This window comes from Halobacterium salinarum DSM 3754 (genome assembly GCF_008124605.1).
Lineage (GTDB): Archaea > Halobacteriota > Halobacteria > Halobacteriales > Halobacteriaceae > Halobacterium > Halobacterium salinarum.
Genome location: NZ_VRYN01000001.1, coordinates 303,831 through 315,852, shown reverse-complemented (window position 1 = coordinate 315,852; position 12,022 = coordinate 303,831). Strand labels below are relative to the sequence as shown.

At 71.5% G+C, this 12,022-nt stretch carries 12 protein-coding genes; 3 read left to right on the top strand and 9 right to left on the bottom strand.

The features are described from left to right. Nucleotides 1–2: 2 nt before the first annotated feature. Nucleotides 3–341, bottom strand: coding sequence for a multidrug efflux SMR transporter protein HsmR (hsmR, locus tag APQ99_RS01685; RefSeq protein ID WP_010903382.1), 339 nt, complete (start codon nucleotides 339–341; stop codon nucleotides 3–5). Between the two features lie 102 nt (nucleotides 342–443). On the opposite strand from hsmR, the gene APQ99_RS01680 reads away from it, so the two are divergent. Next, nucleotides 444–1,235: a TrmB family transcriptional regulator gene (locus tag APQ99_RS01680; protein ID WP_010903381.1), complete on the top strand. Its 792-nt coding sequence runs from the start codon at nucleotides 444–446 to the stop codon at nucleotides 1,233–1,235. Here APQ99_RS01680 and nadC read toward each other — a convergent pair whose 3' ends face one another. The 6 genes from nadC to APQ99_RS01650 form a co-directional block, all read right to left on the bottom strand. Beyond that, nucleotides 1,236–2,042 (bottom strand): carboxylating nicotinate-nucleotide diphosphorylase, encoded by an 807-nt coding sequence (nadC, locus tag APQ99_RS01675; protein WP_010903380.1) that lies wholly within the window; start codon nucleotides 2,040–2,042, stop codon nucleotides 1,236–1,238. It lies immediately after the preceding gene. Further along, nucleotides 2,029–3,558 (bottom strand): L-aspartate oxidase, encoded by a 1,530-nt coding sequence (locus APQ99_RS01670; RefSeq protein WP_010903379.1) that lies wholly within the window; start codon nucleotides 3,556–3,558, stop codon nucleotides 2,029–2,031. Before APQ99_RS01670 ends, nadC begins: the two co-directional genes overlap by 14 nt. A 2-nt stretch (nucleotides 3,559–3,560) precedes the next feature. Next, nucleotides 3,561–4,685 carry a quinolinate synthase NadA gene (gene nadA, locus APQ99_RS01665; protein WP_010903378.1) on the bottom strand — a complete coding sequence of 375 codons (1,125 nt, stop codon included), beginning with the start codon at nucleotides 4,683–4,685 and terminating at the stop codon, nucleotides 3,561–3,563. A gap of 121 nt (nucleotides 4,686–4,806) precedes the next feature. Next, complete coding sequence (locus tag APQ99_RS01660; RefSeq protein WP_010903377.1) at nucleotides 4,807–6,327, bottom strand: amidohydrolase; 1,521 nt, start codon at nucleotides 6,325–6,327, stop codon at nucleotides 4,807–4,809. Between the two features lie 50 nt (nucleotides 6,328–6,377). Then, nucleotides 6,378–7,526 (bottom strand): thiamine ABC transporter substrate-binding protein, encoded by a 1,149-nt coding sequence (locus APQ99_RS01655; RefSeq protein WP_010903376.1) that lies wholly within the window; start codon nucleotides 7,524–7,526, stop codon nucleotides 6,378–6,380. Then, complete coding sequence (locus APQ99_RS01650) at nucleotides 7,523–7,840, bottom strand: MTH1187 family thiamine-binding protein (protein WP_010903375.1); 318 nt, start codon at nucleotides 7,838–7,840, stop codon at nucleotides 7,523–7,525. The genes APQ99_RS01655 and APQ99_RS01650 overlap by 4 nt, the downstream gene beginning before the upstream one ends. A gap of 95 nt (nucleotides 7,841–7,935) precedes the next feature. Here APQ99_RS01650 and hmgA point away from each other — a divergent pair, with 95 nt between their 5' ends. Then, the gene (hmgA, locus tag APQ99_RS01645; protein ID WP_010903374.1) at nucleotides 7,936–9,153 is read left to right on the top strand and encodes a hydroxymethylglutaryl-CoA reductase (NADPH); all 1,218 of its coding nucleotides are present in this window, start codon (nucleotides 7,936–7,938) and stop codon (nucleotides 9,151–9,153) included. Between the two features lie 6 nt (nucleotides 9,154–9,159). Here hmgA and APQ99_RS01640 read toward each other — a convergent pair whose 3' ends face one another. Further along, nucleotides 9,160–9,684 carry a DUF5817 domain-containing protein gene (locus tag APQ99_RS01640; RefSeq protein ID WP_010903373.1) on the bottom strand — a complete coding sequence of 175 codons (525 nt, stop codon included), beginning with the start codon at nucleotides 9,682–9,684 and terminating at the stop codon, nucleotides 9,160–9,162. Between the two features lie 84 nt (nucleotides 9,685–9,768). After that, the gene (gene icd, locus APQ99_RS01635; RefSeq protein WP_010903372.1) at nucleotides 9,769–11,037 is read right to left on the bottom strand and encodes an NADP-dependent isocitrate dehydrogenase; all 1,269 of its coding nucleotides are present in this window, start codon (nucleotides 11,035–11,037) and stop codon (nucleotides 9,769–9,771) included. Nucleotides 11,038–11,135: 98 nt separating this feature from the next. On the opposite strand from icd, the gene APQ99_RS01630 reads away from it, so the two are divergent. Then, nucleotides 11,136–12,020, top strand: coding sequence for an isoaspartyl peptidase/L-asparaginase (locus APQ99_RS01630; RefSeq protein ID WP_010903371.1), 885 nt, complete (start codon nucleotides 11,136–11,138; stop codon nucleotides 12,018–12,020). Nucleotides 12,021–12,022 lie beyond the last annotated feature (2 nt).

The window sequence follows — 12,022 nt, the reverse complement described above, 5'->3', positions numbered from 1 at the left end:
CCTCAGTGCGCCGGCGTGTAGGCGTCCGAGGCGACGTTCAACACGACGACGCCCGCGACAATGAGCGCAAGCCCGACGACACCGGCCACGTCGACCGACTCCTCGAACACGACCACGCCGACGAGCGCCGTCGCGACGATGCCGACGGCCGCCCACGTCCCGTACACCACCCCGACCGGGAGTTCCTCCAGGACGAGGCCGAGGAAGTAAAACGAACTCACGTAGCCCACGAGCACGACGACGCTCGGCGCGGGGTTCGAGAACCCCTCGGACAGTTTCAGCGCGGTCGTGCCGGCCACCTCCGCGGCGATCGCCGCCGCCAGATACGCGTATGGATGCACGACCGCTGTGTCGTTCGGCCGGGGAAAGTGCGTTTCCGAACGTGGTGCCACTTGTAGCGCGTTTCCGGCAGCTACTTGCGGTCCGGCCGCCCGCAGCCCGGTATGTCGCGGCTCGCCGAACTCGGGCTCTCGGGGTACGAAGAGCAGTGCTACCGCGCCCTGCTGGCGCGCGGCCCGTCGACGGCGCGCGCCGTCTCGGACGCCAGCGGCGTCCCCATGGGACGCGTCTACGACGTGCTGAACGGCCTCGCGGCGCGCGACCTCGTCGAGACGCGGCCGGGGGAGCCGACACGGTACTGTGCGGTTGACCCCGAGACGGCGGCCGACCGGCTGCTGGCGGAGCGCAAGCGGGAACTCGCCGAGCAGACCGACCGCTACGAACGCCTCGCGGCCGCCCTCGGCGACGAACTCGCGGCCGTCCCGCCGACCGAGAGCCGCTTCTGGACCGCCCCACTCGGCAGCGAGACGGCCGTCTCGCTCACCCGCCAGGTGTTCGAAGACGCCAGCGACGAGGTCCGGTCGGCCATGAGTCGCCCTTACGTCGGCGCGCCCTGGGACCGCTACGACGCCGAGATCGCGGCGTTCGACGAGACGCTGCCAACCGAGCAGTCGGTGCGCGTGCTCGTGGCTGCGCCGGTCCTCGACACGGTTCCGGCGGCGGTCCGCGACGCGTACCTCGACCGCGAGGCCGTGTCGCTGCGCGTCACCACGGCCCTCGCTGCGACCTTCGATATCGTGGACGACGACCGCGTCTACCTCCACGTGCCCCACCCTCTCGACGAGGGCGAGCGCCTCGGCGCGGTGGAACTCCGCGACGACGCCCTGCTGGCGCGGCTGCAGGACCGCTTCGAGCGGGCGTGGGAGCGCGCCGAGACGCTGTCCGCGCTCCGCTGACTACGTCCGGAAGGAGAGATCGAGGGTGGGCGCGGAGTGGGTCAGCGCCCCCATCGAGATGACATCGACCCCCGTGGCCGCGTACGCGGGCACGTCGTCGACGGTGATGCCGCCGCTGGCCTCCGCGAGCGCCGCGCCGTCGAGCAGGTCGACGGCGCGCTCGGTCTCCGCCGGCGTCATGTTGTCCAGCAGGACGATGTCCGCGCCGGCGTCGGCGGCCCGGGGCGCGTCCTCGGGGGTCTCGACCTCCACGTCGAGTTTCGTCGCGAAGCTCTTCGCCGCCCGGAAGCGCTCGATGGCTCCTTCGAGGCCGAGCTCGGCGACGTGGTTGTCCTTCACCATCACCATGTGCGAGAGGTCCAGGCGGTGGGTGTCGCCGCCGCCCGCGACCACCGCGCGCTTCTCGACGCCCCGCAGCCCGGGGGTGGTTTTCCGGGTGCCCGCGATCGCCACGTCGTCGCTCGCCTCGCGGGCGGCGGCGACCGCGCGCCGGGTCTTCGTCGCGACGCCGGACGCGTGGCCGGCGACGTTCACGGCGACGCGCTCGGCCCGGAGCACGCTCTGTGCGGCCCCCGAAACCCGGAGCACGGTGTCGCCGGCGTCGATCCGGTCGCCGGCCGCCGCGGGGGCGTCGGCCTCGCAGCCGAGATACTCGAAGACCCGCACGGCGGCGTCGAGGCCGGCGGCGACGCCGGCCTGCTTGGCGACCAGTCGGCCCGTGGTTTCGCCGGGCACGTCGTTGGTCACGTCGTGGTGGCCGAGGTCCTCGCGCAGCCACCGCTCCACGTCGGCGTCAGTGACCGGCATCGGGGGCCTCCTCGGCGGCAGCCTCGTCGCTGCGGTGGTGGCAGCCGGCGCTCTCCGGGTTCTCACCGGCGGCCCGCGCGATCAGCAGCCCGACGACGGCGGCGTTCCGGAGCTGGTAGAGGTCACGACTCGTCCGCGTGCGGGCGTACGAATCGACCTCGCCTTTGAGCCGGCGGAGCACGCCCTGCGCGCGCTGGAGGTCCGCGCCGGTGCGCCGGAGGCCGACGTGTTCGTCCATCACGCGGCGCAGCCGCCGGAACTTCTCGGCGGCGAACCCGTCGGGAAGGTCGGGGTCGCGGTCCCGCAGCTCGGGCGGCTCGCTCGGTGCCGGCGCGCGATCGTCACCGGCCGCCGTCTCGCCGGCGCGCAACCCCCAAACGAGGCCTTCGAGCAGGCTCGTGGACGCCAGCCGGTTCGCGCCGTGGACGCCCGTGCGGGCGCACTCGCCGACCGCGAACAGCCGGTCGAGGCTCGTCCGTCCCACCGTGTCGACGGCCACGCCGCCACAAAGGAAGTGCTCGCAGGGCGCAACCGGGATGCCGGTCTCCCAGTCGACGCCGCGGTCCGCGCAGGCCTCCGCCAGCCCGGGGAACTCCTCGGCGAACGCGAGCGGGGAGACGTCCAGCCTGACCTCGCCCGTGGCGTCCCGTTCGGCTGCCACGGCACGCGCGACCACGTCGCGGGGCGCGAGCTCGGCGTCCTCGTGGTAGTCCGGCATGAACCGCTCGCCGTCGGCGTTCCGCAGGAGCGCGCCCTCGCCCCGCACCGCCTCCGAGACCAGGAACGGGTCGGCGTCGTCGTAGGCGGTCGGATGGAACTGGACGTACTCGGCGTCGGTGACGTCGGCCCCGGCCAGCGCGGCCATCGCGACGCCGTCGCCCGTCGATCCGCGCGGGTTCGTCGAGCGCCGATAGAGGTCGCCGATGCCGCCCGTCGCGAGCACCGTCGATCCGGCGAACACCGGCACCCCAGTCTCGGCGCGGTCGCCCGTTCGGGGGTTGCGGTCGAGCAGCGCGCCGGTCACCGCCCCCTCGTCGGTGATCAGATCGAGGGCGGCGGCGTCCTCCAGCATGTCGACGTTCTCGTGGGCGTCGAGGTGTCGGAGGAACGGCCCCAGGATGTGGTGGCCCGTGGCGGCGTCCACGTGCAGGATGCGCGCCGCCGAGTGGGCGGCCTCCCGAGCGTAGTCGAACCCCTCCTCGCCATCGAAGGGCACGCCCAGCGTGTCCACGAGCACGTCCTCGACGGCCGCGGCGGCGTCGCCCACGAGTGCGTCCACGGCCTCGGGGTCGGCCTCCCCGTCGCCGGCCGCCAGGATGTCCCGTTTCAGCGACTCGGGGTCGTCACGGGTGGTGGCGATGCCGCCCTGTGCCCAGTCGGTGCTGGCGTCAGCGGGCTGTTGGGCCTTCGTCGCGACGAGCACGCTCGCGCCCTCGCGGGCGGCGGCCAGCGCGGCCCCACACCCCGCGATGCCCGATCCAAGTACGAGTACGTCGGTGGTGGTGGCGTCGGTCATCGTCAGAGTTCAAGCATGCGGTCGAGGCCCACCTGTGCCAACTCCGCTTCCTCGCTGTCAACCTCGATGACGTTGCGCTCGCGGCCTTCGACGAGTTCTTCGAGGACCCACGCGAGGTAGTTCGGGTCGATCTGGCGCATCGCGTTGCAGTCCATGCAGGCGTCCCCGCACAGCGGGACGACGTTCACCTCGGGGTGCCAGCGCTGGAGGTGGTTGGCCAGGTGGATCTCGGTGCCGATGGCCCACGTCTCCCCCGGGTCGGCGTCCGCGACGGTCTCGGTGATCGTTGCGGTCGACCCCACGACGTCGGCCGCTTCGACGACCTCCCGGCGGCATTCGGGGTGGACGACCACGTTGGCGTCCTCGTGGTCCGCCCGGACCTCGGCGACGTGCTCGGGCGTGAACCGCTCGTGGACCTGGCAGTAGCCGTCCCAGAGCACGATGTCGGCGTCGGCGACTTCCTCGGCGGTCTTCCCCTCGGCGGCCCAGGGGTCCCACTCGACGGTCGCGTCCGCCATGCCGAGGCGGTGGGCGGTGTTCTCGCCGAGGTGCTTGTCGGGCAGGAACAACACCTTGTCGCCGCGCTCGAACGCCCATTCGAAGGCGCGGTGCGCGTTCGAGGACGTACAGACCAGCCCGCCCTGTTCGGCACAGAACGCCTTCAGGTCGGCGTAGCTGTTCATGTACGTGATCGGGATGATGGTCTCGTCGGGGGCGGCGGCGGTGATGTCCGCCCACGCGGCGTCCACCTGGAGGGCTTCGGCCATCCCCGCCATCGGGCAGGAGGCCTCCATCGACGGCAGGATCACCGACTGGCTGTCGTCGGTGATGATGTCCGCGCTCTCGGCCATGAACGTCACGCCGCCGAAGATGACGTAGTCGGCGTCGGCGTTGGCGGCCTCCTTCGAGAGCTGGTAGGAGTCGCCGACGAAGTCGGCGTGCTCGACGATCTCGCGGCGCTGATAGTTGTGGCCCAACACCACGACGTCGTCGCCGAGTTCGGCGCGCGCCGCCTCGATGCGCTCGGTGCGCGCTGTTGGTGTCAACTCACGGTACTCATCGGGAAGTGCTTCGAGGTCGTCGTATTTGAAGAGACTCAGGTCGGTCTCGAACGACGACGTGTCCATTTGTGCCACGTTCAGTTCACCAGTGTAATAACCACTTCAGAACTCCACAATGAAAAGATTAGTTCTTCAATACTGCCACTGGGAGACTCACCGTAGTCAACACGCCGGCCTGACACCCGCCTCACCGACCGTCGTACACCACCGCTCCGTCCACGACGGTCATCGACACGCCGACCTCGTCGGCGATCGCGTCGGCGTGCTCCCACGGCGACGCGTCAAGCACCGTGAGGTCGGCGAGCGCGCCCTCCCGAATCACGCCCTGCTCGTCCTCCCGGCAGCCGGCGCGCGCGCCACCGCTGGTGTACGCCCGCAGCGCCGCCGTGACCGACAGCCGCTGGGCGTCGGCGGGCGCGGTCACCGCGTGATGAACGCCCACGAGCGGGGCCAGCGGCATACAGTCGCTGCCGAACGCCACGTCCACGCCCGCGTCGAGCATGTCGGCGAATCGGTTGCTGGCTTCCCGGCGCGCGGTGCCCAGGCGGTCCGCGTAGAGCCCGCCGCTGCCCGCCCACTTCAGGAAGTTCGGCTGCACCGACGCCACCACGCCGAGGTCGGCCATCCGCTCGATGGCGTCGTCGGACGCGAGCTCGGCGTGCTCGATGCGGTGGCGGCGCTCGCCCGCGTCCTCGTAGGCGTCGAGCACCGCGTCGACCGCGGCGTCACCGATGGCGTGCGCGACCACCTGCAACCCCGCGTCGTCGGCGCGCTCGACGAGGGCCGCCAGCGCCGACGGATCGACGACCCACTGTCCGGTCTCGCCGGGCGCGTCGGCGTACGGCTCGGACAGCTTCGCCGTCCGCCCGCCGAGGCTGCCGTCCGTGTACGTCTTGATGCCGCCGACGGTGACCATCCCTCCGCCGTGGTTCGTCACCAGCCCCGTCTCCAGGACGGCGTCGAGGTGGTCCGCCCAGTAGTTCAGCCGCACCCGCACGGAGAGCTCGCCAGCCGCGTCCAGCTCGCGGTACACCCGGGGCGCATGCGAGTCCCGCACCATCTCGTGGACAGCGGTCACCCCCCTCTCGTTGGCCTCCCGCTGTGCGGCCTCGATCAGCGGCCTCGTCCCCGCCAGATCCGGATCGGTGGCGTCGTAGACGGCCTCCACGGCGTCCTCGACGATGCGGCCGTCCTCACCCACGTCCGCGGCCGGCATCTCGTCGCCGTGCTCGGCCAGCGCGACGCCGTTCACGGTCGCGGTGTGCATGTCCTCCCGGATCGCCGCCACCGGCCGCGCCTCGCTGACGGCGTCCAGATCCGCCGTCGAGAGCGCCGCGCTCCACTGGCTGTCGTCGTACCCGAACCCGAGCACCCAGCCGGCGTCGGTCTCGCGGGCGCGCTCGGCCAGCCGTGCTGTCGCCGCCGCCGGGCTGTCGGCCCCCCGGAGGTCCGCGTGGACGCCGTGCTTCCCGAGCACCGCCAGATGCGTGTGTGCGTCCACGAACCCCGGCACAACCACCCGGCCGCCGAGATCCACCTCCCGGGTGCCCGTGTCCGCACGGAACGCCGCGTCGTAATCGTTGGACAGCCCCACGATGCGGCCGTCCCGGATGGCGACCGCCGAATGCGCCGGGTCCGCGGGCGTCGCGGTGTCGGTGAGCACGTGCACGTCGCCGTTGTAGAGAATCAGGTCTGCGGCCGCTGTCATACGTGTACGCCACACCGCAGCCGGCTTAGGCGTTCGGGAACCGGTTGCGCCTACTGGCTGGCGATCTGGCGGGTGACCGCCGCCCGCCACTCGTCGGCGTGCTGACGCAGCGTCTCGGCGGAGTGGCTGATCGGCGCCTCCGGAACGTGGACGTACTCCCGGAGCTCCGCGGGGAGGCTGGCGTTCGTCACGGTTGGAATGCCGACGTTCTTCTCGGCGACGATGCGCTGGGTGTCCCCCGACAGCATGAACGACGCGAACGTGTCCACGAGCGCCGGGTTCGTTGCACTCTCGAACTTCGTCGTGCCCGAGACGTACGTGTAGGCGCTGTCGCCCGGGAACGCCACCTGGTGGCGCGCCATGTCCACGTCCGGATCCTGGCTGGCGTACACCTGATCGGTGCTGTACGACATCACCATCGGCGCTTCCCCGCCCGAGTACGCACTGTACGTGGCGTTCCACGACCCCGCCGTCTGGAGGCCGTTGTCGGCGAGTCGCCGCCAGTACTCCAGGAACCCGTCTTCGCCGAACGCGTCCACGGTCCACAGCACGAACGCCAGCCCTGTCGCGGTGTTCTGGGGGTTCGGAACCAGGATGCCGTCGCTGTATTCGTCGGTGGTGAGCGCCGCCAGCGTCTCCGGGGCGTCCACCACGGTCTCGTCGTAGATGATCGTGACGTACGACGCCCCCGTGGGGAGCATGCGGTCCGTCCCGTCGATCCAGAACCGGTCGTGGACGTTGTCGGTGTTGTCGACGGCGTCGGTGTCGAAGGCCGCGAACAGCGGCGCCGAGAGCTCGCGGTCGGCGCGCGCCAGATCCGCCGCCGTCACGCCCACGTAGCCGTCAGCCCCCAGGTCCACGCCCTGCTGCGCGCGGCGCATGAACTCCGTGACGCCGTTCTCGGCCACCACCCAGTCGAAATCGACGGTGTACTCCGACTGCACGGCGTCTTTCACCCAGTTGCCGGCGCTCGTCGACACGGCGTTGACGTACGTCTCGCTCGCGCCCATTCTGAGCCGTGGGGGCGTCCCCTGCTGGGTCGCGGTCGTTCCGCCTGTCGTGGTTGTCGTCCCTTCTGTCGTGGTTGTCGTTTCTTCTGTCGCGGTTGTCGTCTCCCGGTCGCCCACGCATCCGGCGAGCCCCAGGCTGGCGGCCGTCGCGCTGCCGACCGCCGCCACGAACCGTCGCCGGGAGGTCATCGGTCGCTCGCGGCCGTCCGTCCGAGACGATCCTCGACGCGGTCGACTTTCTCCTCGACGGCGAGGTCCTCCTCGCGGTAGTGATCGATCTTCAGCGTGGTGCCCACGCGGGGCGCGTCGACCGCCTGGTGGGCGGCGGTCACGGCCGCCATCAACTCCGCCATGTCATCGGCCTCGATGGTCGTCTCCATCGGGTGTGTTCGGTACCGCACGTCGAACTCCTCCAGCGCGTCGACCGCACTGGCGATCTGTGCGTCGAAATCGACGCCGGGGCTGTCCACCGGGGCGACCGAAAGCATCGCCGTCACTGTCATACCCCGGCTAGCCGATCACCAACTCATATAACCCACTGTTCGGTGCCCGGTGTCGAAGGACAACCTTCAGGGCGGCGGGCCGCCGACTCCCGGGCATGCCCGACGATGCCAGCGACCTCGCCGACCGCGTACAGGCCGGGGACCTCCGGCTGTACGAACTCGACGACGAGACCGACGCCGACACCGCCGCGGCGGCACGCCGCGCGGTCCTCGAACGCGAAACCGACGCCGACACCGACGCGCTCGGCGCGTTCGCCTTCGACGCCGATCAGGCAGCCGACACCGCCGTCGAGAACCTCACCGGCGGCGCGCAACTCCCGCTCGGCGTCGCCGGCCCGGTCGCCCTCAGCGGCGGCGCCGCCGACGGCGAGTACTACCTCCCGATGGCCACCACCGAGGGCGCGCTGGTCGCGTCCGTGAACCGCGGCTGCTCGGCGATCACCGCGGCCGGCGGCGCGAACGCCCGCGTCACCAAAACCGGGATGACGCGCGCCCCGGTGTTCCGCGTCGCGGACGTGACCGAGGGCGCGGAGGTCGCCCAGTGGGCCGACGACAACACCGACGCCCTGGCGGCGGCCGCCGAATCGACGACCAGCCACGGCGAACTCACCGACGTGACGCCGTACGTCGTCGGGGACAACGTCTACCTCCGGTTCCGGTACGACACCAAAGACGCCATGGGGATGAACATGGCCACCATCGCCACCGAGGCCGCAAGCGAGCTCGTGGAGGACGAAACCCCCGCGGAGCTCGTCGCGGTGTCGGGCAACCTCTGCACGGACAAGAAACCGGCCGCCATCAACGCCGTCGAGGGCCGGGGCCGCACGGTCACGGCCGACGTGACCATCCCCCAGGACGTGGTCGAGGAGCGCTTCGACACGACGCCGGCCGCCATCGAGGAGGCCAACACGCGCAAGAACCTCATCGGCTCCGCGAAAGCCGGCAGCCTCGGGTTCAACGCCCACGCCGCGAACGTCGTCGCCGCCGTCTTCCTCGCGACCGGCCAGGACGCCGCCCAGGTCGTCGAGGGCGCAAACGCAATCACGACCGTCGAAGCCCGCGACGACGCCCTCTACGCGTCGGTGAACCTGGCGAGCCTCGAAGTCGGCACCGTCGGCGGCGGCACCACACTCCCGACCCAACGCGAGGCACTGGACGTGCTCGGCGTCCGCGGCGGCGGCGACCCCGCGGGCGCGAACGCCGACGCGCTCGCGGAGATCATCGCAGTGGGCGCGCTCGCCGGCGAGATCAACCTCCTGGCGGCGCTGGCCTCTCGCCGCCTCTCGGCGGCCCACGCCGACCTGGGGCGCTAGGCGCGCTCACAGCAGCCGGTAGCCGTCCCCGGCGTCGACGACCTCGCCCGCCCGCGTCAACTTCGCCAGCGCGTCCGCGACGTACTCGCTGCCGACGCCGTGCTCGGCGGCGAACGCCGCCACCTCGCGCTCCGTCGGCTCGTCCAACTCCCGCAGCGCCGCCCTGACGGTGTCCTGTCGCGAGCGGCTGCGCCGGGTGCCCTCGGCGCGCTCCCCGGCGGCCGCCGCCTCGGCCGCGTCGACGCCGGCCGCGTCGAGGTAGTCGTCGTCGTCGATGCCCGCCGCCATGGCGTCCTCGCCGAGCGCCGTGAACCCGTCCATGTCAGCGAACGCCTCCCCGTAGCCCGCCTTGTTCGCGAGGATCGACGCCCGCACCTCACGGGCGTGGTCCTCGTCGTCGGTGGTGACGAACTGTTTGAGCGTCCCGAACTGGTGGCGCGTCTCGCAGCGCGGACAGCTGGTGGTCTCCGGGCGGCCCGCGACCACCCACAGCGCGTTGCAGTCCGAACACCCGACGACAGCGTACGACATCACCCGATCATGGGGCGTCGGCCAGGATAAACACGACGGCTCAAAAAACCGGCCCGCGGTGGTCGGTGCTCGGCGCTGGCGGCGTTACGCGAGGTCCTCGATGCGGTCGATGACGGCCTCGGCGTACGTCGTGCTGGACACTTCCTCGGCGTCGTCGCGCTGGCGCGCGAGGTCGTAGGTGACCGTGCCCGACTCGATGGTGTCCTCGACGGCGTCGCGCACGAGCGTGCTGGCGTCGTCCCAGCCGATGTACTCGAACAGCAGGCGGCCCGAGAGGATGAGCGCGGTCGGGTTCGCCTTGTCCTGGCCGGCGCGCTTCGGCGCGGACCCGTGGACCGGCTCCGCGAGACACCGCCCCGCCCCGAAGTTCGCGCCCGGCGCGATGCCGAGGCCGCCGATCTGCGCGCCCGCGGCGTCGCTGAGGTAGTCGCCGTTGAGGTTCGGCATCGCGAGCACGTCGAACTCGTCGGTGCGCAGCTGCATCCACTGCAGCATGGCGTCCGCGAGGCGCTCCTCGACCATGACGGCGTCCTCCGGGATGTCGACCTCGTCCTGTTCCTCCCACAGCGAATCGGGCGCGGCGAACACCTCGTCGTCGGGGTACTCCTCCTCGGCGACCTCCATCCCCCAGTCACCGAACTGCCCCTCGGTGAACTTCATGATGTTGCCCTTGTGGACGAGCGTGACCGTGTCACGGTCGTTCTCGATGGCGTAGTCGATGGCCTCCCGTACCAAGCGCTTGGAGCCCTTCTCCGAGATGGGCTTGAGGCCGATCCCGATGTCGCCGTCGTGCATCACGTCGTCGAAGTCCATCTCGTCCTCGACGAACGAACGCACCTGCTCCGCCTCGTCGGTGCCGGCCTCCCACTCGATGCCCGCGTAGACGTCCTCGGTGTTCTCCCGGAAGGTCACCATGTCCATCTCCTCGGGGGCCTTCATGGGTGACGGGACGCCGTCCAGGTAGTAGGTCGGCCGCACGTTCGCGTAGAGGTCAAGCGTCTGGCGCAGCGCCACGTTGAGGCTGCGGAACCCGGCACCGACCGGCGTCGTGAGCGGCCCCTTGATCGCGACGCGGTGCTCGCGGATGGCCTCGACGGTCTCCTCGGGGAGGTTCTCGTCGTACATCTCCCGGGCGGACTCGCCGGCGTACACTTCCATCCACTCGATGTCGTGGCCGGTGGCCTCGGCGGCCGCGCTCAGCACGTCCTGGGCGATGGGACCGACGTCCTTGCCGATGCCGTCCCCGTGAATGATGGGGATGATCGGGGTGTCGGGGACGTCGAGTTCGTCGGCGGCCTCGTCGTAGCTGACTTTCGCCCCGCCCTCGGGGACTTCGATCTTGTCGTAGCTCATTGTCGTTTACACCTCACGCGAGACGCCTAAAAGGACTACTGTTTGCGCCGTCGCCGCCGCCCCCAACGCACTCCCCGCTGGCGGCGGTACGGGAGCGCATGCGCGTGCTCGTTCACGGTGGTGCCGGGGCTCCCCCCGACGCGCCCGCACCCCGCCAAGACACCCTGGAGACGGCAGCCGACACCGGCGCATCGCACGCAACGCCCGTCGACGCAGTCACGGCGGCCGTTCGCGTCCTGGAGCGCGACCCCGCGTTCAACGCGGGCACCGGCGCGACACCCCAATCGGATGGCGTGATCCGCACCGACGCGGGCATGATGACCAGCGACCGCGCGGCCGGCGCAGCCGCCTCGATGCCCGGCGTCGAGGCCGCGGTCGCCGTCGCCCGCGCGGTCATGGCGGACACCCCGCACGTGCTGTTGAGCGGCGTGCACGCCGTCGACTTCGCCGCCGACACCGGCATCCCTGTCGAGTCGGATCTCTGGACCGCCGACACCCGTGCCCGCTGGGACGACCTCGACTCCCATCCCGACGGGTCACCCACCGACCACCGCGACTGGGTGCGGGAGCGGTTCGGACGCACTGACCCCGGCGGCCGCGAGTCGCCGCCCGGCGACCACGACACCGTGGGCGCGGTGGCGTCCGACGGCGACCGGTTCGCAACCGCGACCTCGACGGGCGGCCGGTGGCTCGCGCTCGCCGGGCGCGTCGGCGACGTGCCCCAGATCGGGGCCGGGTTCTACGCCGCCCCGGCGGGCGCGGCGTCGGCCACCGGCGCTGGCGAGGCCATCGCGAAAACCACGCTCTCGCGGCGCGCGGTCCGGCACCTCGAAGCCGGGCTGGGGGCGCAGGCGGCCGCCGACCGCGCCATCGAGGAGTTCAGCGAACTCACGGGGGCGTCAGCCGGCGTCATTGTCGTGGACCGCGACGGCGGGTGCGGCACAGCACACAACGCCGCCGCGATGCAGACCGCACGGCACTGACT